We start from the raw sequence: 23,606 nt of genomic DNA, 5'->3' as shown, positions 1-23,606 counted from the left end.
AAATGACCGCTGATTGCAAATCACATGGCAAAAATTCTCATCATTGATGACGATCCCCTGCTCGCTGAAACCGTGGCCGACAAACTTGAGAGCTTGGACCATGAATCCGAGACGGCCATGTCCTTGGCTGCGGGGCTGCAAAGCGCTCAGGAGGGGGATTTTGACATCATTCTGCTTGATGTTTATCTCCCTGATGGGAATGGATTGAAATCCATTGAACAGTTACGCACTGTTCCGTCCACCCCCCAAGTGATTATAATCACCGGTCAGGGCGATCCGGATGGTGCCGAGCTGGCTATCCGCCATGGAGCCTGGTGTTACCTCGAAAAGAGTTCCATCATCAAGGAGATCTCCCTGCCGTTAACCCGAGCACTGCAATACCGGCAGGCTATTCACAATAAGCGAGCGGCCATAGAAGCAGTCGAGCGGGATCAATTGGTCGGTGAAAGTCCCCGTTTTCTGCAGTGTCTCGAGATCCTTGCCAACGCCGCCGCCTCAGAAACCAGTGTGCTGGTTTCCGGTGAATCCGGTACGGGCAAAGAGGCTTTTGCCCGCGCCATACATACCAACAGCCTCCGATCACGGGGGAATTTTGTAGTGGTTGATTGCACGGCACTGCCGGAACAACTGGTGGAGTCGGTGCTTTTTGGTCATGTGAAGGGGGCTTTTACCGGAGCAGATCGGTCCAACCGGGGGTTGATTCGTCATGCCGATAAGGGAACGCTCTTTCTCGATGAAATCGGTGAATTGCCTTTGGCCACCCAGAAAAGTTTTCTGCGCGTGCTCCAGGAAAGAACGTTTTGTCCGGTGGGCAGTCAGGAAGAATGTCACAGTGATTTTCGCCTGATATGCGCTACCAATCGTGATCTGGCTCAACTGACCCAGCAGGGTGAGTTTCGTGAAGACCTGCTCTATCGTCTTCGTGGGCTCAGTTTGCACCTGCCGCCGCTTCGGGAACGTCAGGGGGACATTCCCCTGTTGGTCGATCATTTTCTTTCTCGCCTGGTCCATCGTTACGGCCAGGAGCCCAAAGAATGCCTGCCCGAGGTCATGGAGCTGCTCTGCTCGTATACCTGGCCGGGCAACGTACATGAACTCTCCCAGGCGATCGAATCCGCCTTTGCCCAGGCGGTGTATTCTCCTGTACTTTTTTCCCAGCACCTTCCCCTGCACATCCGGACCGCCCATGCCCGAGCCAATGTGCAGTGTCAGCCCTCCGCAAATACCGTCGTCTGCGATTCTGATGGAGCAGTTTTGAGCTGGCGTGAGGCAAAGGAAGCCTTTGAACGCGATTATACCCGGCGCCTGTTGCGCCGATGCGAAGGCAACATCATGGAGGCTGGGCGTGTCTCCGGTCTCTCCCGCACCCGCCTCTATCAGTTGCTGAAAAAGTATACCTGATGTTGCCGGCTTCATACGCTTTGTATTCAAGACCAAATACAGCGCATTGACAGAATCCTCTACGCATTTCCCTCCACGCTCTTTTTGTTCGTTCACTTTACAAAACACTGTCAACAAAAGTTAACAGTCTATCGCTTTGTATCTGGTGTGTCTCGCGCGCCAATCAGTCACAATTCATTGTGAATACGAGATTTTTTTTTAATCCCCGGTTCGCGCGCTCTGGCATGTTCTTTGCCTTCTCCAAAGGGAACAGTGTGGGACCTGTTCGAACACTGAAGAGAGGCTATCATGAACGTGCTGTTATTTCGGTCGAACCAGACAGAAAGTGGTGAGCGACTTAAACGTTCCATCAAGGCTCTGGATAATCTGGAGTCGTTAACCGATTGCTGGAACATGCAGGAGTTGCGTCGCTATTTTCAAACGCCGGACCCCTTACCGGAAACCATTGTACTCCAGGCAAAGAGCAGACAGGAGTTGCAGGCTCTGTCCCCCTTTCGCTTTCGTTTGGAGCAGGTGTTTTTTGTTCTCATCCTTCCCGATGCGGATGCTGAAACAGTTGCCTCCGCACACCAGCTCCGCCCCCGATTCATTGCCTATCAGGATAGTGATTTCAGCGAGGTTGAAGCGGTGCTCAACCGATTGGAGGCTCGCAGCACCCCTGCCAGGGATATATCCTCCGGACTTACACCCTAAGGAAGAAGTCAGTGATTAAAGAACAGTTATTTGCCTCATTTATTCTTGATCAGTCCAGCGGCATTGAAATAGCCATGCCCGCCGAACAGGTTGTGGAAGCACTGGTCTTGGATGAGCCAATCCAGCCCCTGCCGACGAGCGCCGATTTTCTAGAGGGGATTATGCCGCTTCGTGGTGATGTTATCCCGGTCATTAACCTGAAAAAACGACTGGCTCTTGCCACGACCACGTACGGCTCAGAGGCCAAGGTCGTTGTCGTCCAGGGGGGGAGCAAACGGTATGGACTCCTGGTGGAGGATATACGCGATGTTCTCCGGATCGGGCCGCAGTCCATTGAACATCTCCCTTCCTTTCTCATGAACCAGGAGAGTGTGGTCACCGATCTCATCAAATTGGATTATGGTCAACGAACCCTGGAACTCATCGATTTAAAACGGCTTTTTCCCTGCTCCGTAGATGATGAGGCAGGGCAGAGCCAGGTGGAAGCTGTCTCAACCAGGCAACGAACCTACCAGCAGTTTGTGCTCTACTCCTGCCGTGATCAGGTCTACGGTGTCCCGGTGGCTGAGGCCCGTGAGATCTGTTTTTTCGACAATATTGATGCAACCTTTCAAAGCGGCAAAGTGCAGGGGGCCCTGCAGTTACGCGGGCAAACCATCCCTGTGCTCTGCAGTGCTGTTCTTTTGGGCTGCTCCACAGAGAATCTCATGCCCACAGAAGATTCCCGCATTCTGGTGATGCATTCGGAGGACCTCTCTTTTGGTCTGATTGTGGATAAGGTGCATCAGATTCTCGTGGTGGCAGAGGATGAGATTCTCCCTATCCCCGGAGAGCATCTGCCCCATCTGCAGGGGGTCTGCTCGACAAAGAAATTTGACAATATCATGCTGCTCAATGTGCAGGGGCTGATCAGAACCCAGGTCGATAAGATCAGCGCCATGGCCAAGCTACGGCGTAATAAAGAGAATATCATCCAGGAAGATGAGCCCTCGGCTCGCCATATTATCACCGAACACTGCTACCTTATTTTTGGTATTGGCAAACATTACGCCATTGAACTCAAAGATGTGCAGGAAATAATCGATTGCGGAGATCTGATTCAGCTCACCAGTGAGCAGGGGATGGTTCAGGGGGTGATCAATCTACGCGGTCGAGTGGTCCCCGTGATGAGTCTGCGCAACTTCTATACCTGCCCGGAGCATAATGTGCTCGGTAAAGAGTTGGGCCAGGAAGATAAGCTGATCATCGGCACGGCGGGGGGCAATATGGTGGCTCTGTTGGTTGATGAGATTACCACCATTTATAAACAGGAAAAATATCATACAACCCCTTCGCTGCGGCCTGAGCTGCAGTCCAAGAAAGATACCCTGGATCGACTCATTGAATTTATCAACGATGAGGGACTCAAGGAACATGTATTGGTTGTCAATGTAGCCAATATTTTGCGTAATCACCTGAAGATTGAAGAAGTACTCCCTTCAGGGGAGGCAATGCTGGCAGCAGCGTGCTGCGCAGGTGGTCTGCAAAGCCCCGGTGAACAGTCGGATGCGACACTTTAAGAAAGGATGATGGAGGGAACGATGGCAACTGGAGCAAATACACCTGCCGGTTTGGACATGAGCATTTTGGAGACTCGCAACGAAGTGGGGTTTGTGGTTGATGGAAAACGTACGATCACTTGGGCTAACAAGGCTTTTTATGACACCTTCAATCTGACTTCGTCCCAGGTTATCGACAAAATGACCTGCGAAGAGACCTGTAGTCTGCACCTTTGCGGCACCAAGGATTGCCCGGTGGAAAAGGCGGCACGGTTGCACAAACCTGTCATGGCGGAAGCCGTGCACAATAATGGCAGCGGTCTGAGGTATTACCGTTCCCAGGCCAGTCCCCTTGGTGGAGATGGGCAAACTCTGGTTGTTATGGCGGATATCACCCGGGAAAAACAACTGGAAGCGCGGCTCAACCAGATGGAGACCGACCTGAATGTTATCCCCACTCCGATTCTGGAGATCGATGATAAGTTTACCGTGACCTTTATCAATCCAGCCGGGGCCGGGGTCGCCGGGCTGACTCCGGATGAGGCGATTGGGAAAAAATGTTTTGATCTCTTTAAAACGCCGCATTGCAAAACCGAAAAATGTGCCTGCATGCGGGCGATGAAAACCGACAGTGTGGTCTCCGAGCAGACCATTGCCCGACCGAAAGATGGGGTGATTGTGCCCATCAAGTACACCGGCGCCCCGATCAAGGATGCCAAGGGGAATATCATTGGGGCGGTTGAATACGTGCTTGATGTCACCGATGAGGCCAGGCAGCAGCAGATGGCTGAGGAGAAAATTGAAAATCTCAATACGATTCCCACGCCGATCATGTCCATTGATACCGATTTCACCATCACGTTCATGAACCCGGCCGGATCAGGGGTGGTGGGGTTGAGCCCGGATGAGGCTGTAGGCAAGAAGTGTTACGATCTCTTTAAAACCCCGCACTGTAAAACGGAGAAATGCGCCTGCATGCGGGCGATGAAAACCGACAGTGTGGTTTCTGAGCAGACCATTGCCCGGCCACGTGATGGGGTGATTATTCCCATCAAGTATACCGGTGCTCCCATCAAAGATGCCAAAGGTAATATCAAGGGGGCGCTTGAATACGTTTTAGATGTCACCGAGGAGAGTAAGCAGCAGCAGATGGCCAATGAGAAGATCGAAAATCTCAACGCCATCCCCACGCCGATCATGTCCATTGATACCGATTTCACCATTACCTATATGAATCCGGCGGGAGCTTCGGTGGTGGGACTGAGCCCGGACGAGATGGTGGGCAAGAAATGCTACGATTTTTTTAAGACGCCCCACTGTCGAACCGAGAAATGTGCCTGCGCCAAGGCCATGGCAACCGATGGTATCGTCACCGAGGAAACCATTGCCAGGCCGCGTGACGGGGTGATCGTTCCCATCAAGTATACCGGTGCTCCCATCAAGGATGCCAAGGGCAATATCAAGGGAGCGCTTGAGTTTATTCTTGATGTCACCGAAGAGGCGCGTCAGCGTCACGACGCCAACACCAAGATCGAGAACCTCAACGCCATCCCCACACCGATCATGTCGATCGACACCGATTTTACTGTCACCTTTATGAATCCTGCAGGGGCAGCGGCCGTTGGTCTGACCCCTGATACGGCTATTGGTCGCAAGTGTTATGAACTTTTTAAGACACCGCACTGTCAGACGGAGAAATGCGCCTGTCTGCGGGCTATGAACAGTGACGCGGTTTTCAGTGAAGAGACCATCGCCCGACCACGTGACGGGGTGATCATGCCCATTAAATACACCGGTGCCCCTATCAAGGATGCCAAAGGCAATATCACCGGCGCGCTCGAGTTTGTTCTTGATATTACCGATGAGGCACGTCAGCGCCAGGATGCCAATGAGAAGATTGAAAATCTCAACGCTATTCCCACACCGATCTTCTCTGTTGATACCGATTTTGCCATCACCTACATTAACCCGGCTGGAGCGCAGACGCTTGGCCAGAGTGCCGACGAGTTGATTGGAAAAAAATGCTACAGCTTGTTCAACACTGGCCATTGTCGTACAGAGCACTGTTCCTGCAACCAGGCCATGCAGACCGATCAGGTGATTTCCAATAAAACCGTGGCCCAGATCAATGGCCAGGAAATAGCCATCAAGTACACCGGCGCACCGATAAAAGATGCCAAGGGCAACATTAAGGGAGCGCTTGAGTTTGTTCTTGATGTCAGTGCCGAGGCCGAGGTGGAACAGCTGGTCAGCAATGCCAGCAGGGAGGTCGCCAGCCTGGTCGTTGATTCCCAACAGCGAATGGAGCAGGTTAAGGAGGATATGCAGGTCATGAACGAAGCGATCGAGCAGGAGGTGGTGCGCCTCGATACCTCGGAAACCACCATTCGTCGGATGCTGGATTCTTCCACTGAGATGCTGGGGGTGAGTGAAAAAGTGAATCAGCTTGCCGGTTCCGTCTCCTCGGAAGCGGAAAATGGACGTAAGGCCGGAGCAGAGGCCGGCGAAAAGATGCAGCAGATTAATCGTTCCATGCAACAGAATAACGAGATGGTCGCTACACTGGTTTCCCAGGTGGAAAAGATCGGTGGCTTTGTTGATATTATCAAGGAAATTGCCTCTCAGACCAATCTGTTGGCCTTTAACGCCGCTATTGAGGCCGCCCGTGCCGGAGATGCCGGGCGCGGTTTTGCCGTGGTTGCCGATGAAGTCCGCAAACTGGCCGAGAACAGCTCTCGTTCAGCCGTCGATATTTCCAATATCGTCAAAATGGTGGAGAATGACAGCCGCCAGACCATTACCGCCATGCAGGATGGCATGCGCATGCTCGATGACGGCTCCAAGGTTATTAACACGGCCTTGAGCGCCATGGACGAGATTTCCAGCGGGATCATGACGATTTCCTCCTCCATTGACGACGTGAGTGGCAGAGCTGCGGATCTGAATGATCATGGGCAAAAGGTGATGGAGCAGATCCAAACGGTTGTGCAAACCGCCGGGGATAACCGGAAGACGACAGAGACGGTCCAGGATTCGGTGGGCGATACGGTTGGCGCCTTGGAGCGACTTATGGCCTCAAGCAGTTCACTGCAGACGGCTGTGAACAATATGACCAAATAGGAAAGCCGGTAAAGAACATTGTCCTTTCCCATGTACGCCCACCATGTTCCGGGCCCTGGTGCTATGACCATCTTTGGCAATAAGTTATTTACGATCCGCCTGCTGCTGCGTCGTATCGAAAGACACGACGCAGAGCTCTTGTCCCGGTGGAGCTACGATCCTCTTGCCTATGGTTTGTACCTGAGTCCGGAGCATCTCTCTGTTACGGAGATGCAAAGGCAGATCGAGTCCGGTATGCTCTGGAATAAGCGCAACAAAACCTTCTTGATGGAGTTGCGTGAGGGGGAACCATTGGGAACCATCCATTACTGGATGCGTTCTGAGGATCCCAATACCGCAGTCATCGCACTCAAGGTGGCTAACCCGGAGATGCGAGGAAAGGGGTATGGAACCGAAGCACAAAAATACCTGATTCTTTTTCTCTTTGATCGTCTTAGTTTGAGGCGGGTCGAAATGTATACCGACGTCAACAATCTGGCGCAGCAGCGCTGTCTGGAAAAACTTGGCTTTGAGCTTGTCCAGGCAACACCGTATACCGATCAGCAGGTTCAGCGGCTCGGCTATCTCTATCGCCTGGAATGGGAGCGATTTCTCAAGGAACCCATTTATCAGTATCACTATGCATAAACGACCAGGTATTGTTTCTGATCAGAGGTTTTTTGATCATGCTATCCCTCAACATTCTCTTGAAAATCCGGCCCGGCTAAGGCGTCTGTATACACGCCTTGCCGCAGAACCGTACCTGGGACGCGTACAGTGTTTTCGGCCCCGCGAAGCCTCTGCCGAAGATATCGAGGCGGTACATTCAAGTTTTTATCAGGAGCAACTGCGTGAGCATGTCAATGTGCAGGATCCGTTCTCCTATGACCGCGACACCTATCTTATGGAACAGAGCCTCTATACCGCAGCGCTTGCAGCAGGTGGGTGTCTTGAACTGGCGGATAGGATAGTTGCCGGGGAGATTGATTATGGTTTTGCCCTGGTGCGACCGCCGGGACACCACGCCGAGCCCGGTCGGGGCATGGGATTTTGTCTCTATAACAATGTGGCGATCACTGCTCAGTACCTGCGTCGGGTTTATGGAATGCAGAGGATTTTAATCCTTGATTTTGACGTGCACCACGGCAATGGGACGCAGGCGGTTTTTAACGAGACGGACCAGGTCTTGTTCTGCTCCATCCATCAGGAAAAACTTTTTCCCTTTACCGGAAAGCCCCAGGAGGTCGGGATCGGTAAGGGGTATGGGTATACTCTCAACCTTCCGGTCCATCAGCAGTTTGGAGATGCTGAGTATCTTTTTCTCCTTAACCGGGTGCTTGGCAATGTGGTCGAGCAGTACCTCCCTCAGATCATACTGGTGTCTGCTGGGTATGATGGCCATGAGGATGATTCCATCAGCCGCACCTTGCTTTCCACCCACTGGTTTTTTGTGGTCACGGAACTCCTGAAGTTTTTTGCCCACGAGGTCTGTGATGACCGGGTGCTTTTTATTCTGGAAGGGGGATACAACCCTGTGAGCCTGGAGGCTTCGGTACTGGCGACGGTGGATAGTCTGCTGACCCCCTGCGGCAAACGCCCAGGAGTTGCCTATTCACAGCGGGCAGCAAAGATTCTTGCCCACCATCCGGTTCACCAGTTTTGGACCCTGTAAAAAACGCTATCCCTGATAGAGAGAGTTTGGGGTGCCCACAATGAATACACTCAAAGTTCCCGACGAAGCCGCCTTGCGCACTCTCTTTACTCCCTGCCGACAGTGCGGAACCTGCTGTAAGTCCTATCGTAAAATCGCACTCCATCCCGATGAGGTGCATTTTATAAAAAAGATGGGGGGACATGTCGGTATTGATATCAGCTTAAATCAACTGCGGGAGCGGTCCATGGAAGAGCTGGAGGCCGAGGCCCTGGCCCAGGGACAGGTGTATATGATCCATCCCGATGAGAAGGGGTGCATCTTTTTGCAGAAAGTCAACGGGAGGTACCGCTGTAAAATTTATCATCACAGGCCCCGCACCTGCCGCGGATTTCGTTGTACGCTGGCTGATACCAGTTTTTTTGACCTGTTTGCTCGCGACAGTATTCACCTGTTGGGGCAGGATCGTTTTGGACGTGCTTTTACAGCCTCTGAATAGATGGTGATTGCCGACGTTTAAGTGATGTGATCAGGGGCTATCGTTTTAAAAAATACGAGTGAGGGCAAGAGGTTATTTTTTGGAGAGAAGAACGGGGCGAAGGTGTTTGACGCATCAAAGTTTTTCACATAGGATACGAACAGACAGGCTATGCAGCCAATGTTCTGTTGTCAGCGGTACTCCGGGGAGGGGGAAGCCTATGTTAACAGAGTTAAATATTCGCAAATTTTTAGCTCCAGAAATTATCTTCGGTGACGGGGCAATTGAATTACTCGGCCGTTATGTACGCAACTATGGTGCTGGCAGAGTTTTTATTGTGACCGACCAGGGGCTTGTGCAGGCAGGTCTTTTGGAACGCGCGCAAACCATTCTCGCCGCTGCCGGGGTGGATTTGGTTGTCTATGACAAGGTGAGTCCTAATCCGCGGGACTACGAGGTCATGGAAGCCGCTGAGCTCTACCACCAGTCGCATTGCGATATCATCATCGCACTGGGTGGCGGGAGCCCCATGGATTGTGCCAAGGGGGTTTCCATTGTCTCGGCCAATAATAACCATATCCTTACCTTCAAAGGGGTGGACAATGTCGAGATTCCAGGACCTCCCCTCATCTGTCTGCCAACCACCTCCGGTACCTCTGCCGATGTCTCTCAGTTTGCGATCATCAACAATACGGAAGAGCGGGTCAAGGTTGCCATCATCAGCAAAACAATGGTGCCTGATCTGGCCCTCCTTGACCCCGGTCTGACCCTGACCATGAATCGCGATCTGACCCTGTGCACGGGCATGGACGCTCTTGTCCATGCCATCGAAGCCTATGTCAGCTCCGCCAGCTCCCAACTGACTGATTTGCATGCCCTGGAGGCAATACGTCTCATCCAGCGCTCTCTCCCCAAAGTGCTTGATAACTTAAACGATGTTGAACTCAGAGAACAGATGATGCTTGCAAGCCTTGAAGCCGGTCTAGCCTTTTCCAACGCCAGTCTGGGCGCGGTTCATGCCATGGCCCATAGCCTGGGCGGGCTGCTTGATCTGCCCCACGGTGAATGTAACACCCTGCTTTTGGATGCGGTCATCAAGCGGAATTACGAAGCGGTCCCTGAGCGTTACGATCGTATCGGCGAGATTTTTGGTGTCCAGATGCAAGGAATCGCTCCGGAGAGGCGAGCGCAGGCGGTTGCCGAGGCTGTCTTGTCCTTTAAACGGCAGCTTGGATTTGAATCAGGCCTGGATAAACGGGGCGTACGCTTGGACGATATCACCCTTCTGGCGCAAAAAGCGCTTGCCGATCCCTGCATGGTCACCAACCCGCGCCGATTTGAACTCGCGGATATTGAGGCTATCTTCAAGGAGGCTCTTTAACCCATGACCAATCACTCCGCTAGTGGTGACAGCTGGGATGATCTGAAGGATGCGATTGTCGGCCTCGGTGAACGATCGGTACGCAAGAGTTATTATCCCGAATTGAGGACCAAGATACGTGATCTTGACGAACAGCGAATCTTTTTTCGCTCGACCCTCAACAGTATCCCCGACGGTGTCGTGGTGATGGATGCCGATGGGGTGATCAAGCAGGCCAATCCAGCGCTTTGCACCATGTTTGGCTATACCCCCGAGGAACTGGTCGGGCAGCCTCAGACCATACTCTATGAGCGGGATGGAGAAAAGTTTCGCCATGCCGATTTTCCCACCGACTGGAGTCGACGTTTTCTGCGGAAAGACGGGGCCGCCTTTCTTGGGGAAACCATGGAAAACGAGATTTATGATCATGAAGGTAAACTACTAGGCACCTTGGAATTAATCCGTGATCGTACCGATCAACTCTTTGAGATCCGACGGCAGCGACAGCTGGAAGAGCAGTTGCGACAATCACAGAAAATGGCCGCCATCGGGACCTTGGCCGGTGGTATTGCCCATGATTTCAATAATCTCCTGGCCGCCATTTTAGGCTATGCCGAGCTGGCCCTGTTAAAACTGCCTCCAGGGGTCGCTCTGCAGCGCGAAATTCGCCAGATTTTAAAGGCAGGGGGGAAGGCCTCGGAGCTGGTCAATCAGATTCTTGCCTTCAGCCGTAAGGAAACCACCAAACGCATCCTCTTACAGCCGGGGGTTCTTCTCAAGGAGGTCATTAAACTGTTAAGGGGAACTATCCCTTCCACGGTGACCATTCAAGAGCAGATTGCGGTAACCGATCGCGTCATCCTGGCCAATCCTACCCAGCTTCACCAGGTGGTTATGAACCTGTGCACCAATGCCTTCCATGCTGTAGAGGATAACGGTGGTGAGATCGCTCTTGCCATGGAGATAGTGCGCAAAGCGATTCCCGCCTCTCAGGAAGAGCGTGAGTGGATCAAAATCTCGGTCATTGATAATGGCTGCGGCATTGATCCTGCCAATATCGATCGCATCTTTGAGCCGTATTTCACCACAAAACCCAGCGGTAAGGGCACAGGAATGGGCTTGGCCGTGGTTCACGGCATTGTTGAAAATCATGAAGGCCGGATTTTTGTCGAGAGCGTCAAAGGAGAAGGGACCACGATCAATGTCTTTTTCCCCGTGGTCACCGGAATTGAAACGCCACAGATACAACCGGAATCACAGTCGCTGGTTGGGGGAAGTGAATCGATCCTGGTGGTGGATGACGAGCAAATGGTCGCCGATTATCTCAAAAGCTTTCTGGAGCAACTGGGCTACACGATCACGGTCTGTAATGATGGCAATGCAGCGCTTCTTGCTTTTGAGCGAAATCCGCAGGGCTTTGACGTGGTGATTACCGATCAAACCATGCCAGGGAAAACAGGGTTTGAAATCGCCCGCACCATGCTTGCCGTGCGGCCCGAGTTGCCCATTATTCTCTGCTCCGGTTACAGCTCCGCCCTTTCTCCAGAGCGGGTGACCAAGGCGGGAATTCGTGAGTTCATGATGAAGCCAGTCTCGTTGCATGACCTGGCACCTGTTATCCGTTCGGTCCTCCAAGAGGAGGCGAGCTAGAAAAAACGACACCATACAGGACCACCTCCGAGATACAAAAAGGGCTGCCCGGTTATGCGGAGCAGCCCTTTTTGTATTGTGCGGAATGTGGAGAAAATCAGATGTTGATCCGTTTCTGCTTGTGGTTTTGCACCATAAAGTAGAGCACCGGCACCGCCATACGGCTAATCAGAAGCGAGGCGATCTCGCCAAACATCAGCGAGATGGCAAGCCCTTGAAAGATGGGGTCAGCCAGAATAACCGAGGCACCCACGACCACCGCCAGCGCGGTTAAGAGCATGGGGCGAAAGCGTATGGCACCAGCTTCAACCACGGCTTCAGCCAGCGGCAGGCCATGGCTGAGGCGCAGTTCGATAAAATCCACCAGGATAATCGAGTTGCGAACCACAATACCGGCTCCCGCCATGAAGCCGATCATGGAGGTGGCTGTGAAAAAAGCGTTCAAACCCCAGTGTGCCGGCAAAATACCGATCAGGGAGAAGGGGATGGCCGCCATCACCACCAGGGGGATGATGTAATCCTTGAACCAGCCCACCATCAGCATATAGATCAGCACCATGACCACACAGAAGGCCAGTCCGAGATCACGAAAGACCTCCAGGGTAATGTGCCACTCGCCATCCCATTTCATGGAAGGCTGTTGCTCAAGAAAGGGCTGGTTGAGATTGTAGATGGTGATCGGTCCCTTCTGCCCGCCAAAGGCAGCAGCATTGAGTTCCTTGATCTTTGAGTTCATGGCAAAGATCGGGTAAACCGGACTCTCAGCACTTCCGGCAACATCACCAGTCACATAAATAACCGGCTTGAGGTTTTTGCGGTAGATCGGCTGATCCACCGGTTGCTTGCTGACCCGCACCAATTCCCGCAGAGGAATGAGTGGCGCCAGGGGATTGTCAGCCGGTCGCAGAGCTATATTGAGCAGGTTGTCCACCCGCGCCCGTTGCGCCTGCGGCAGTTGCAGAATCACCTCAATTTCTTGCTTATCGCGTGGCTGATGAAAGAGGTCAATGGAACTGCCGGAAAGCCCCATGTCGATGGCCTGGGTGATCTCTGCCTCGGAGAGCCCGTTCAGGGCTGCCTTTTCCTTATCAACCGTCAAGACCAGTTTGTTGCGCTGGGCTTGCCGGTACCAGTCAATATCGACCACCCCTTCCGTCGATGCAAAGATCTCTTTGACCTTGGTGGCCAAAGCTACCCGGCTGGCATCATCCGGACCATAGATCTCCGCCACCAGGGTCTGCAATACAGGTGGGCCAGGCGGCACTTCGGCGACGGCAACCGTGGCGCCGTAGCGGGCTGCAATTTGGGCAATTTCCGGGCGGACCCGTTTGGCAATGTCATGACTTTGGCTGTCGCGCTCGCCCTTGGGCTTGAGGTTGACCTGTACATCGGCCATGGTGGAACCAGAACGCAGGAAGTAGTGGCGTACCAGACCATTGAAGTTGTAGGGAGAGGCTGTACCCGCATACACCTGGTAGTTGACCACCTCCGGTTCCTTGCCGACAACCAGTGCCATCTCGGTGGCTACCCGGGCGGTTTGCTCCAGGGTGGCCCCCTCGGGCATATCGAGGATGATCTGAAATTCAGACTTGTTATCAAAGGGTAGCATCTTCACCTTCACCAGGCCAAAGTAGACCATGGAGCATGAAGTGAGCAGCAAGCCGATAATGGTGGCAAAAAAGAGTAGACGCCATCCGGCATGGGCCAGGAGTGGATCCATAATGCGGTGGTAGAGGCGAGTGAACCAGTCATCGGGTGCGTGGTCGGGATCATGCCCCTTCGTAACCCCTCCTGCTTGCGCACCATGTTTTCGTAGAATACGGATCGCCGCCCAGGGGGTGACGGTGAAGGCGATCAAGAGCGAAAAAACCATGGCTGCCGATGCACCAATGGGGATAGGGCGCATATAGGGGCCCATCAATCCGCCCACAAAGGCCATGGGCAGGATCGCGGCAATGACAGCCCAGGTGGCCAGGATGGTCGGATTGCCTACCTCAATCACCGCGGCCACGGCAATATCTTTGAGTGAAGTCTCCTGATTTTCCGGAAGCCGCATGTGGCGCACGATGTTTTCCACCACCACAATGGCGTCATCCACCAGAATACCGATGGAAAATATCAGGGCAAAGAGGGTGATCCGGTTCAGGGTATACCCATAGAGATAAAAGAGAAGCAGGGTCAGGGAGAGGGTAGAGGGGATGGCCAAGAGGACAATGATTGATTCCCGCCAGCCCAGAAAGAGCAGGATCAGCAGGGCCACACCAAAGACCGCGATGGCCATGTGATAGAGCAACTCGTTGGATTTCTCCGCAGCGGTCTCTCCGTAGTCACGGGTGATGCTGACAGTCACTTCCGGGGGAATCAGCGAGCCTTTGAGACTCTCCACCTTATGCAAAACGGTTTCAACCACATGCACCGCGTTGGCTCCGGGACGTTTGGCCACCGACAGCGTGACCGCAGCTTCGGGATTTCCCTCACCTGCCCCAAAAAGCACGTACGACTGCGGCTCTTCCGGCCCATCAATGATCGTGGCCACCTCGTCAAGGTAGACCGGATTGCCACCATGCACCCCCACGACGACTCGTCCCGCTTCTTTAGCGGAATGGAGAAAGGCTCCGGTTTGGAGCAGAATTTCATGGTTTTCGGCCCGAAGGGTACCGGAGTGGGATTGCTGGTTGGCCTGGGTCAGACGGTGCACCAGATCAGCAGGACTCAGATTACGGGCAGCCAGTAAAAGCGGGTCAAACTGGACGCGGAGCTGCCTGCGCGTGCCGCCGATGATTTTGGTCTCGGCCACCTCAAAGATGGATTTAATGGTGTCGTCCACCTCTGCGGTAAGGCGGCGCAGAGTAAAGTGATCGTATTTTTTTGAGTGCAGCGTCAGCGCCAGGATGGGTACATCGTCAATGGTGTGGGGTTTGATCAGCGGCAGTGAGACCCCGTGGGGAATACGGTCGAAGTTGGTCTGCAGTTTCTGATTGAGACTGACGATGGATTTTTCAAAATCTTCGCCCACGTAGAACCGCGCTATCAGTAAACACTGGCCCGGAGAGGAGGTGGAGTAGATGTACTCCACACCAGGTAACTCGTAGAGTAGTTTTTCCATGGGGATGGCGAGTCGTTGCTCCACCTCTTTTGGGCTGGCTCCCGGCATGGAGACCATCACATCGATCATGGGCACCTTGATCTGGGGTTCTTCCTCTCTGGGGAGTTGGCTCAGTGCGAGCAACCCCAAGAGCAGGGAGGCGACCAGTCCGATCAGGGTGAGCTTGGAGCTGACAAAGGTTGCAGCCAGACGACCGGCAAATCCGGGATGGCGGGGTTGTTGTTCACTCATGGCTGGACCTGAACCCTGTGACCGTTGAAAAGAAGACGGTTATTGGAAATGGCCACGGTTTCACCCGCAGACAGACCACCAAGAATTTCAATCATTCCATCATAGACCAGCCCGGTGCGCACCAGGCGGAGGTAGGCGCGGCCGTCTTCAATGACAAAGACCCTGTCCATCTGTCCCTTGGGAACCACTGCGCTTTTGGGAATCAGTAGCCCTCGACTCCCCTCAGAGGAAAGCAGTACACGGGCAAACTGGCCTGTTCGCAAATTAGGCTGGGAGTCAAGATCAATGACCACCGGGGCTGTACGGGAGTTTGGATCAGCCGCAGGGGCCACCTCGGCAACCCGTCCCTGGGTGAGGACGTGGGCTGCTTCCACTCTGACCATCAGTTTGTCGCCGGGATGGATGTTGAGTACCAGGCTCTCAGGCACAGAGGTGCGCACCTGGAGCCGACTGTTGTTCTCAAGCTGAAGCAGCGGAGTTCCTGGGGTTGCCAGATCACCAGGGGTTACGTCTTTCCGGGTAATGACACCGTCAAAAGGAGCTGTTATGGAGGTATAGCCAAGCATGCTTTGCGCCTCGTTGTACCCGGCCAGAGCCATGTTATACTGGTCTTGCATGGTCTTGACCGTTTCTTCGGTTGAGGCCTTTTTTTTCAGCAGATTACGTTCTCTCTCCAGGTTTCGTCGGGCCTGGGTCAGTTGCGCCTGGGCCTGGCTGACACGGGCAGTGATTTCACCGGCGGAAATGGCAACCAGCAGGTCTCCGGCCTTCACCGTCGAGCCCAGTGCAACCGGAACTTTGGTGACGATGCCGGTTACCTTGGCGGCGATGGCGGCACTGTTTTTGGATTGAATGGTTCCGGCAATTTCAATCAGCGAAGGGAGTTCTCCAAGCTCGACTGTTGCCGCACGTACCGTTGCCAGCGCAAGAGAGGATGGAGGGTGAGTACTGGCATGGAGAGAGGGGATGAAGACACTGCCAAGCGTCAAAAAACAGACTAAACAATGGGTGAAGCGAAAAGGGCGAGCCATGATTACTTTCCTTGAAAGAATTGATGTAGGCCAACTGCGCGACGTAAGTCAGCGATGGCAATTTTGCGTGAGGCCCTGGCAAGGCTGTGGCTGAGTAAGGCATCGGTGAGACGGTTTTCCGTATCGATGAGTTCCGAGGAGAGCACAATCCCTTCTTTGAAACGTAATCGGGAGAGGCGAGCACTTTCCCGCGCGGAGCGGATCATCTTTTGGGTCACTTTGAGCCGTTGCTCTTCCTGGTTCAATGAGAGAAGCGCCTGCTCTTTTTCCAGATTAAAGGCCAGCTCAAGCTTATGGAGCTGCTCTCTTGCCTCACGTAACTGGGCCTGGGCCCGCTCTACTTCGGCACCGGTTCGCCCACCGTTAAAGAGGGTATAGTTGAGGCGCAAACCGGCAGACCATGAGTTACCAGATCCCTCATCAAGTGCGGTGCCCTTTTCCAGCTGATAGGAACCTACAAGATCAGCCGTGGGGGCATACCCACCTTTGGCCTGACGTACCTTCGCCTCCAGCATTTTGATCTGGGCCTTCATGGCCTTGAGTTCAGCTCGTCGGTCTATGCTCGGATCTCCTGGGATTTCCTGAACAGGTGAGGCCTGGGGATCAAGGATAACGGGTGCCTCTTTGAGACCTAGCAATCGCAGAAAGCCGCGTTGTGCGAGGCGTAGACTGTGCTCGGCCCGGATGAGTTGTTCCTGGGCGCGAGCCTGCTGGACCTCCAGATTTAACACCTCTTCTTGGAGCAGGCTCCCCTCATCATAACGGGCTCGGGCGACAGCGAGTGAGGCGGTTATGGCCTTAAGCGCAGATTGTCGGGCGGCAATAACCTCACCGGCTTGAACGATACGACAGAATGCGCGAACCACGCTGTACTCAAGCTGCAGGCGAATGGCCTTGTTTTGCTGCCCACTTGCCTGGCTTTGATTTTGAGCAGCATCGACACCGGCCTGATCGCGGCCACCGTTGTAAATCCGATATTGGACAATTGCCTTCGCCTGGAGTGTATCCGTGGTACCGGGATCGTTAAAATCCATGTTGTTGCTAAAAACACCCTGGTTGAGAATGTTGCCGAAGGAGTACATCGGATTGTCCGTACGGGTATACTCCAGCCCAACGCCCACCTGGGGATAAAAGGCTGAGCGGGCTAATTGAAAGTCGGCTTCGGCTGCTGCTATGCGTTCCAGTGCTGCCCGAGTATCAGGATTATGGGCAAGTGCATAGGATACAGCCGATTGAACAGACCACTTTGTGGGGATGTCTTCAGCTGTTGCAGCAGCTGAGGCCCAAGGGAACAGGGTAAGAAGGATAAGAATAAACCATGGTGTTCGTTTGCAAGATGTCATATGGTATTTTCCGCTGCAGAGAATATGAAACCGACTGGCTGGATGCCCGGTAAAATAAAAAAAAATCAGGAGTGTGATCGATTGAAAAGAATGCTACGTCTTGTTAATCAAAGATAATTGATAGAAAAATAGGGCGTATTGGCAGATTTTGCAATACCAATACCCAAAACTTGTATCTGTCCTCAATAGAGATCAAAGATGTGAATGGAGTGTATCAATGAAAATGATGCGGATAGTTTGTCTGGTAGTCGTTTGTTTTCTCTATACCCTGGGGCATGGCCGCCTGTTGCAGGCCTCCGAGTCTTCACATGATGAGGGCACTGTACAGGGCCAGCAGCAGGTCGAATCACAAACACCGAGTAAATGGGAAGTTGCCGGAAAAGAGGTCAAAGAGGCCTCCTCGGCGGTGGTTGATGCCACCCGAGACTCGGCAAGCTCGACCTGGAAAGGAATTAAGAAGGGATCAAGCAAAGCCTGGGAGAAAACCAAATCCGGCTCAAAAGAACTCTATGATGCGGTGGGCGATAAATCAAAAGACGCCTGGCATGCCACCAAAGAGGAGTCCCAAGAACTCTGGCGAAAGGGGAAGTCTGCACTCCATGGGGCTACAAGCCCTAATGAGCACAAGAAAGCGACAGCCGGTGATGTGCGGGAACCGAAAAAACCGGCCGCCCCGGCCGCACCAGAGCAACCTCAGGTAAAAGAACCGGAAACCTACAAATTATAACCTGATCGCGTAAGATGCATCGGTGCGTCAGGTCTGTTATGCAAGTGAAGCCGATCTACATTCCCTGAACCGGCTTATCCCGAACAATGCAATCAGTGTGCTGATTGATAGATGTTGCGGAGTGCGGTGGGGCTTCTGCACAGGCAAGATGGTTTTGGCTCAATCTTTGTACATTTGAGGAGATGCACCGTTTTTTCAACCACCCACTGTCACGAATACAAGGAAACAAAAAGAACCGGAGGCCAGACAGGACTTCCGGTTCTTTTTGTTTGGATTGCAAGCAAGTGTCTCTATGGGCCTTTGCAATATCTCGGGCGTCATCAGGAACAGCCTGGCAACAATTCAAGTCGCGTTTTTTCTTTCGGTTATTGTTTACTCATCGAACGCAATAACGAATCCAATTATCCGGCGCCGATCAGCGCTCCGGCTGCAAACACCAGCGCTCCCCCCAAAACGACCTGGAAGGCAGCCCTCCAAAAAGGAGTCTCCATATAGCGGTTCTGAATCCACGCTATTGACCAGAGTTCGATAAAGACCAAGCAAAAAGCGATCAGGGTCGCAGTCCAGAAATGGGGAATGAGATAGGGGAGTGCGTGGCCGAGGCCGCCAAGAGCGGTCATTACTCCCGCGGCCAGACCACGCTTGACTGGGCTGCCACGGCCAGATAGCTCTCCATCATCGGAAGCCGCTTCGGTAAATCCCATCGAAATGCCCGCGCCGACACTCGCGGCCAGCCCGACCAGGAAGGTGGTATGGGGATTGTGTGTGGCAAAGGCTGTTGCGAAAATCGGTGCCAGTGTCGAAACGGAGCCATCCATTAACCCTGCTAACCCCGGTTGGACCCACGTCAGTACAAACTGGCGGTGGGCTGTACGGTCTTCCGCATCGCGGTCTTTACCTTGCAGATGTTCGACGGCTAAATCATCGGCGAGGGTGCCATGCCTGGCTTCAATAGCGGCAAGGTCCCCAAGAAGACGTCGGATATCGGCATCTGACGTGCGCTTTGCCGCCTTGCGGTAGAATTGTTCGGCTTGGCGTTCCATCTGGAACGCCTCGGCACGAATCCGTTCCAGCCCTAGATTTTCGATAAGCCAGACCGGGTTGCGGGCGTAAAAACCCGAGACATGCTCACGACGAATCAGTGGAATGACCTCACCGAAACGTTTTTGGTGTGCGGCAATCAGTTGTCGGCGGTGTCCGTCCTCTTCGGCGGCCATTTCCTCAAAAACTCGAGCAGATGCCGGGAACTCTGCCCGCAGACGTTCGGCATATTGGCGATAAATACGTGCATCATCTTCTTCATTGGAAATGGCGAGCGCAAGAATTTCCTGTTCGGAAAGATCGGAAAACCGGCGCCGGCTACTGTTGAAACCAGGTATCATGCGAGCCCCCTTTCTAGCGGACGACTAAAATTGGAATGTCTGCTTTGTGGCGTACCGGATCAACCGTCTTGCCCAAAAGCAGGTCGCCGAGCAGCCGATGTCCGTGTGATCCAATCACCAGTAAGTCGACATTATGTTTTTCGGCAAAGTTGACCAGTTCTTCGGCTGGGTGGCCTTGGCACAAGGCGATTTCCACCGCAACCCGGAAGAAGAACAGAGGACAAAAGAGACGAGTTTAGAATATTCGGAACCGCAGGCCTGGGCCAAGTCCTTGCCGGTGACGATACCGAGCCGGGCTGACAGAGTTTGCAGCAGCACGGCCATAACGTTCGACATCAAGATGCCCCAGATCAGGGCGTACCCGAATCGGGAGCCGCCTTCAAGATCAGTCGCCCAATTACCTGGGGCCATATAGCCGACGCTGACAAGGTAAGCCGGACCGGCAAATGCAACTACCCGTTTCAACAGATTCGGGTGTTGGGTTTTGATGCTGCCTTGTACCTCTCCAAGAGATTTTCCCTGTGATGGATCTTCAGGATTGTGTACCCATCTTTGAGTAGCCACGATGGCGGTTTTCTCTTTGAACTTGAGGAAATTTTGACAATGACCGTGATGAAGAGTCACTTTGTATAGCGGTTTAAAAATACCCTGAATCCGTGACGGCGGATGCTCACGGATTCAGGAATACTCTATTGCAATCGCTGGTACTCTATCTGTTACCTGTTTTTTGATGAAGATCCAACAATTTTATATCTTGGGTGCAATTCCGACCAGATATCCTTCCCAGGTTCAATAAGAAATCTTGCCAGGCTAGCCGAAGACAACCAGCAAAGCCGAGAGGGGATTCAAGAAAAGAAGGGATCGTTGATGAAATATTCGTGGTTCATTCAAGAGGCATCTTCTTGTTGTGTGGGGTAAATATCTCCTTTTTTAGTCCTTTAAGGGAATGAGGGAGAAAATAAAAAAGGGATTTATTCTCTAACCAGTCAATCATGGTAGATTCATCCATTGCGAATAAGCGGTTGTAGATAGGAGCCACTTCTTCAGTAAATATTTCGACTAATTCAGGATCGAAATGAACCCCCGCTTCTTTATTGAGAATTTCCATGCATTGATTCAAGGGAAAAGCTTTTTTGTAAGGGCGTTCAGAGCTTAAAGCATCGAAGACATCTACTATGGTGAATATTCGGGCGAGTATCGGAATTTCGGTTCCGCAAAGACCGCGAGGATACCCGTTGCCGTCAAACCTTTCATGATGATTGGCCACTACTTCCTGCCCTGCGCTTAACCATTCAGAAATGCGGATGATCTGTAACCCCAGCTCTACGTGGGTACGCATGATCATATATTCATCCTCCTCCAAACGACCTGGCTTAAGCAGGATGGTGTCACTGATGCCTATCTTTCCTATATCGTGCAGAAAAGCGCCGAGAATAAGGCGGCGCATCGCTTCAGGTTCCAAGCCGACACGCTCGCCCAGATAGATGGCATACAAGGTTACCCTGTAATTGTGAGCGTGAGTCTTTGAGTCGCGGATGGCAATAGCGGCTCCTAGCGCTGCGGCCATTTCTATATTTGCATGGAGCAATTGGGTCGAAAATTTTATAACATCTTTGTTGAGCGAGATAATAATCGGGTACAAGGCGACTGTGGTAATGCTAATCGCGAGCAATAGGTTGATCAGGTTCCAAACCAGATTGCTGTGCAGCCGATCTATAGTCGCCTGATCGATAACAAAAGATCCAGATAAATAACCGGTAAAAGGTGTTTGTTTCTGTGAAATCGGTATTAGGAGCTGGACAATTACCTGGTCGCCGACGGTCGTTTTTTCGACGTGACGTAGTCCATCCAAGGGAAAGTGGCGGTCGTGTGGCCGCATTGTTTTTTCGAGGTCGGCATAGCGCGGATTCACTATTTTAGTCCGCTGGTTGCCGAGCTGATCATATATTGCGATAGCAACATAGTGTTTTTGGGCGGCTGATAAGGCTTGAGTCCGCCACTCCTCTCTCTTGAACAGACCGGGGTGGTCTGGTGGTAAATGGAGCTGATATGAGAAGCTGTCGGCTTCATTGACGGCCAGCTCAACCATACTGGAATCAATACGTTTTATTTCAAGAAAGAACAATAACCCGCCACCAACCAATGAAACCGAAAACCAAACCCAGAAAAGATGAAGAAAGATGGAGCGGTGAATGGCTGTCATGACGGAGAGAGGATATCCTTGATATGTAATGCAAAATGTAGCGCAAAGGAATACGTCACTGATTGAACTCTGTTATCATAAAAAGAGTGTTGCCATTTCAAGATGTTTCTCCGCTGACGACTCGACAAACGCACCGCCGATATTCATGCTGGAATCAATGTGCCGTATTTGAATAGTGGCGTTGAACTCCAATTGCTGGGAGGTTCCGAGTTCGAAAGTAACAGTTAATTCATCTTCGAGTTGAAAAGTAGTCTCCTTTGTTATCGAAATACCCAATCCGCCCAAAGAAATATCTCGGATACGACAGGGGGTTTTCTGTTCAACCGAGTCAGACTTCTTACTGCAGGATCCTTGGATATCTATTTCTTTTCGATATGATTGCCTGAATTCAAGGAGTATGGAAAAGTCGTGTGAGCAAGGGCACACCACTTTAACAGATTGTTGCTTCAGCTTAATGAGATCTGTAACTGCAATTTCTCTCTTTTTTTTACATGCAAGGCAACGGATGGTAATTTTATCCTTTTTACCGATGTAATACTTCTGGTTTGTCTTCATAGCGCTTTATGGTGGCAGTTGCTGGGGTGGCGTTGTTCAGGCCATTAACGAAATGGTTTTTCGGAACCGTCTCAGAGCCAGGATAAAGAGTATTGTTCCGATGATGACCAGTTTTAAGAAGTGATGCCAGACGACCTCAATGCCTCCACCTCGGTACAAAATAGTCTGCGCCAGGGCGACAAAATGTGTGGTTGGAGCCAGTTGCATCACGTGTTGAATGACAATGGGCATACTTTCTCGTGGTGTGACTCCACCAGACAGCATCTGAAGAGGGAGGAGTACCAGCATCATCAAGAGGCCGAATTGCGGCATGGAGCGAGCCACTGTTGCCATGAAGATACCCAAGGCTGTAGTGGCAAAGAGATGCAGGGCCGCGCCTGCAAGGAAAAGCAACAGGGAACCTTCGATGGTTACTGCCAACGCCCTTTGCACGACTAGCGTCAGGCTTACAGCACAACTGGTCAGTACAACCAGCCCCATTGACCAGCTTTTACTGATCATGATCTCAAATGGAGTGACCGGCATCACCAATAGATGCTCGACGGTGCTATGCTCACGCTCACGGATTAATGATGCGCCGATCAAAATAATGGAGAGCATGGTCACATTATTGATGACCTCCATGACCGCGCCGAACCAGATTTGAGTCAGCGACTGGTTAAAACGGGCACGCATGGCCAACGAAGCCGCTGTCGGTGACTCACCTCTATAACGATAGTAATATTCAGAAACCTCGTTGTTGATGATGGTCTGAATATAGTTGTTCCCGGTAAAGGCTTGGGACATGCGAGTGGCATCAATATTGAGTTGAATGGTAGGGGGACGTCCAGCCAGGAGATCTCGCTGAAAATCAGGGGGGATGTTGATGGCAAAGGTATCGTACCCGGCATCCATACGGGAATCCATCTCCCCCAGAGTCGTGAAGACAGGAGGCAGGAAATGAGGGAGGTAAAAAGCAGCTGCAATGCGCTCCGACAAGGGAGAATCATCTTCATCGACAATGGATATAGGTGCTCTATTCAGGGTTTCAGGAATGGCGATACCTGCTGCATAGACACCGACGGTGAAAGCGTAAACGATTAAAAAAAGTAGGATGGGATCCCGTATCAGACAATGCAGTTCCTTGCATCCCAGATGGAAAATATTGGCCAGGCGCAT

Annotated in this window: 18 protein-coding genes and 1 pseudogene; 10 read left to right on the top strand and 9 right to left on the bottom strand. The window is 52.4% G+C overall.

Annotated features, from left to right (window positions below; genetic code table 11):
- Positions 1 to 24: 24 nt before the first annotated feature.
- The 9 genes from JWJ90_RS09840 to JWJ90_RS09800 all read left to right on the top strand — a co-directional run bounded on the left by JWJ90_RS09840 (position 25) and on the right by JWJ90_RS09800 (position 11,870).
- Entirely contained in the window at positions 25 to 1,401 is a 1,377-nt protein-coding gene (locus JWJ90_RS09840) for a sigma-54-dependent transcriptional regulator (protein WP_205227050.1), read from the top strand.
- 288 nt (positions 1,402 to 1,689) lie between these two features.
- The gene (locus JWJ90_RS09835; protein WP_205227049.1) at positions 1,690 to 2,094 is read left to right on the top strand and encodes a hypothetical protein; all 405 of its coding nucleotides are present in this window, start codon (positions 1,690 to 1,692) and stop codon (positions 2,092 to 2,094) included.
- An 11-nt stretch (positions 2,095 to 2,105) separates the two neighbouring features.
- Entirely contained in the window at positions 2,106 to 3,653 is a 1,548-nt protein-coding gene (locus tag JWJ90_RS23730) for a chemotaxis protein CheW (RefSeq protein ID WP_205227048.1), read from the top strand.
- Between the two features lie 21 nt (positions 3,654 to 3,674).
- The gene (locus JWJ90_RS09825; protein WP_240194863.1) at positions 3,675 to 6,752 is read left to right on the top strand and encodes a PAS domain-containing protein; all 3,078 of its coding nucleotides are present in this window, start codon (positions 3,675 to 3,677) and stop codon (positions 6,750 to 6,752) included.
- An 18-nt stretch (positions 6,753 to 6,770) separates the two neighbouring features.
- Positions 6,771 to 7,379, top strand: coding sequence for a GNAT family N-acetyltransferase (locus JWJ90_RS09820; protein ID WP_240194862.1), 609 nt, complete (start codon positions 6,771 to 6,773; stop codon positions 7,377 to 7,379).
- Entirely contained in the window at positions 7,372 to 8,403 is a 1,032-nt protein-coding gene (locus JWJ90_RS09815) for a histone deacetylase family protein (RefSeq protein ID WP_205227047.1), read from the top strand. The genes JWJ90_RS09820 and JWJ90_RS09815 overlap by 8 nt, the downstream gene beginning before the upstream one ends.
- A 40-nt stretch (positions 8,404 to 8,443) precedes the next feature.
- Positions 8,444 to 8,881 carry a YkgJ family cysteine cluster protein gene (locus JWJ90_RS09810; RefSeq protein WP_205227046.1) on the top strand — a complete coding sequence of 146 codons (438 nt, stop codon included), beginning with the start codon at positions 8,444 to 8,446 and terminating at the stop codon, positions 8,879 to 8,881.
- 199 nt (positions 8,882 to 9,080) lie between these two features.
- The gene (gene ercA / locus JWJ90_RS09805) at positions 9,081 to 10,241 is read left to right on the top strand and encodes an alcohol dehydrogenase-like regulatory protein ErcA (protein WP_205227045.1); all 1,161 of its coding nucleotides are present in this window, start codon (positions 9,081 to 9,083) and stop codon (positions 10,239 to 10,241) included.
- 3 nt (positions 10,242 to 10,244) lie between these two features.
- Positions 10,245 to 11,870: a hybrid sensor histidine kinase/response regulator gene (locus JWJ90_RS09800; protein ID WP_205227044.1), complete on the top strand. Its 1,626-nt coding sequence runs from the start codon at positions 10,245 to 10,247 to the stop codon at positions 11,868 to 11,870.
- A gap of 97 nt (positions 11,871 to 11,967) precedes the next feature.
- Here JWJ90_RS09800 and JWJ90_RS09795 read toward each other — a convergent pair whose 3' ends face one another.
- Genes JWJ90_RS09795 through JWJ90_RS09785 form a run of 3 tightly spaced genes read right to left on the bottom strand, consistent with a single transcriptional unit; the run spans position 11,968 to position 17,581 of the window.
- Positions 11,968 to 15,207 carry an efflux RND transporter permease subunit gene (locus tag JWJ90_RS09795; protein ID WP_205227043.1) on the bottom strand — a complete coding sequence of 1,080 codons (3,240 nt, stop codon included), beginning with the start codon at positions 15,205 to 15,207 and terminating at the stop codon, positions 11,968 to 11,970.
- Entirely contained in the window at positions 15,204 to 16,238 is a 1,035-nt protein-coding gene (locus JWJ90_RS09790; protein WP_205227042.1) for an efflux RND transporter periplasmic adaptor subunit, read from the bottom strand. The genes JWJ90_RS09795 and JWJ90_RS09790 overlap by 4 nt, the downstream gene beginning before the upstream one ends.
- Before the next feature lie 2 nt (positions 16,239 to 16,240).
- Positions 16,241 to 17,581, bottom strand: coding sequence for a TolC family protein (locus JWJ90_RS09785; RefSeq protein ID WP_205227041.1), 1,341 nt, complete (start codon positions 17,579 to 17,581; stop codon positions 16,241 to 16,243).
- A gap of 217 nt (positions 17,582 to 17,798) precedes the next feature.
- On the opposite strand from JWJ90_RS09785, the gene JWJ90_RS09780 reads away from it, so the two are divergent.
- Positions 17,799 to 18,308 carry a hypothetical protein gene (locus tag JWJ90_RS09780; protein ID WP_205227040.1) on the top strand — a complete coding sequence of 170 codons (510 nt, stop codon included), beginning with the start codon at positions 17,799 to 17,801 and terminating at the stop codon, positions 18,306 to 18,308.
- Positions 18,309 to 18,709: 401 nt separating this feature from the next.
- On the opposite strand, the gene mbfA is transcribed toward JWJ90_RS09780, so the two are convergent.
- The 6 genes and pseudogenes from mbfA to JWJ90_RS09750 all read right to left on the bottom strand — a co-directional run bounded on the left by mbfA (position 18,710) and on the right by JWJ90_RS09750 (position 23,606).
- On the bottom strand, positions 18,710 to 19,690 hold the full coding sequence (gene mbfA / locus JWJ90_RS09775; RefSeq protein ID WP_205227039.1) for an iron exporter MbfA: 981 nt from the start codon (positions 19,688 to 19,690) through the stop codon (positions 18,710 to 18,712).
- Between the two features lie 13 nt (positions 19,691 to 19,703).
- Entirely contained in the window at positions 19,704 to 19,886 is a 183-nt protein-coding gene (locus JWJ90_RS23935; protein ID WP_420828902.1) for a universal stress protein, read from the bottom strand.
- Between the two features lie 20 nt (positions 19,887 to 19,906).
- Positions 19,907 to 20,254 (bottom strand): annotated as a pseudogene (locus JWJ90_RS09765) (Nramp family divalent metal transporter); the annotation flags it as partial.
- Between the two features lie 319 nt (positions 20,255 to 20,573).
- Positions 20,574 to 21,893 carry an HD-GYP domain-containing protein gene (locus tag JWJ90_RS09760; RefSeq protein ID WP_205227037.1) on the bottom strand — a complete coding sequence of 440 codons (1,320 nt, stop codon included), beginning with the start codon at positions 21,891 to 21,893 and terminating at the stop codon, positions 20,574 to 20,576.
- 75 nt (positions 21,894 to 21,968) lie between these two features.
- Positions 21,969 to 22,448 (bottom strand): PilZ domain-containing protein, encoded by a 480-nt coding sequence (locus tag JWJ90_RS09755; protein ID WP_205227036.1) that lies wholly within the window; start codon positions 22,446 to 22,448, stop codon positions 21,969 to 21,971.
- 36 nt (positions 22,449 to 22,484) lie between these two features.
- Positions 22,485 to 23,606 carry an ABC transporter permease gene (locus JWJ90_RS09750; RefSeq protein ID WP_205227035.1) on the bottom strand — a complete coding sequence of 374 codons (1,122 nt, stop codon included), beginning with the start codon at positions 23,604 to 23,606 and terminating at the stop codon, positions 22,485 to 22,487.

The sequence above is a fragment of the Desulfobulbus rhabdoformis genome (genome assembly GCF_016919065.1).
Lineage (GTDB): Bacteria > Desulfobacterota > Desulfobulbia > Desulfobulbales > Desulfobulbaceae > Desulfobulbus > Desulfobulbus rhabdoformis.
This window is presented reverse-complemented; position numbering and strand designations above follow the sequence as displayed.

Bases quoted from the DNA above. Each gene is read 5' to 3' on its own strand.
- ercA (WP_205227045.1), top strand. From the start codon at position 9,081: ATGTTAACAGAGTTAAATATTCGCAAATTTTTAGCTCCAGAAATTATC.
- JWJ90_RS09760 (WP_205227037.1), bottom strand. From the start codon at position 21,893: ATGACAGCCATTCACCGCTCCATCTTTCTTCATCTTTTCTGGGTTTGG.
- JWJ90_RS09780 (WP_205227040.1), top strand. From the start codon at position 17,799: ATGAAAATGATGCGGATAGTTTGTCTGGTAGTCGTTTGTTTTCTCTAT.
- mbfA (WP_205227039.1), bottom strand. From the start codon at position 19,690: ATGATACCTGGTTTCAACAGTAGCCGGCGCCGGTTTTCCGATCTTTCC.
- JWJ90_RS09790 (WP_205227042.1), bottom strand. From the start codon at position 16,238: ATGGCTCGCCCTTTTCGCTTCACCCATTGTTTAGTCTGTTTTTTGACG.
- JWJ90_RS09815 (WP_205227047.1), top strand. From the start codon at position 7,372: ATGCATAAACGACCAGGTATTGTTTCTGATCAGAGGTTTTTTGATCAT.
- JWJ90_RS09750 (WP_205227035.1), bottom strand. From the start codon at position 23,606: ATGCGCCTGGCCAATATTTTCCATCTGGGATGCAAGGAACTGCATTGT.
- JWJ90_RS09800 (WP_205227044.1), top strand. From the start codon at position 10,245: ATGACCAATCACTCCGCTAGTGGTGACAGCTGGGATGATCTGAAGGAT.
- JWJ90_RS09755 (WP_205227036.1), bottom strand. From the start codon at position 22,448: ATGAAGACAAACCAGAAGTATTACATCGGTAAAAAGGATAAAATTACC.
- JWJ90_RS09840 (WP_205227050.1), top strand. From the start codon at position 25: ATGGCAAAAATTCTCATCATTGATGACGATCCCCTGCTCGCTGAAACC.
- JWJ90_RS09835 (WP_205227049.1), top strand. From the start codon at position 1,690: ATGAACGTGCTGTTATTTCGGTCGAACCAGACAGAAAGTGGTGAGCGA.
- JWJ90_RS09795 (WP_205227043.1), bottom strand. From the start codon at position 15,207: ATGAGTGAACAACAACCCCGCCATCCCGGATTTGCCGGTCGTCTGGCT.
- JWJ90_RS09810 (WP_205227046.1), top strand. From the start codon at position 8,444: ATGAATACACTCAAAGTTCCCGACGAAGCCGCCTTGCGCACTCTCTTT.
- JWJ90_RS09825 (WP_240194863.1), top strand. From the start codon at position 3,675: ATGGCAACTGGAGCAAATACACCTGCCGGTTTGGACATGAGCATTTTG.
- JWJ90_RS09785 (WP_205227041.1), bottom strand. From the start codon at position 17,581: ATGACATCTTGCAAACGAACACCATGGTTTATTCTTATCCTTCTTACC.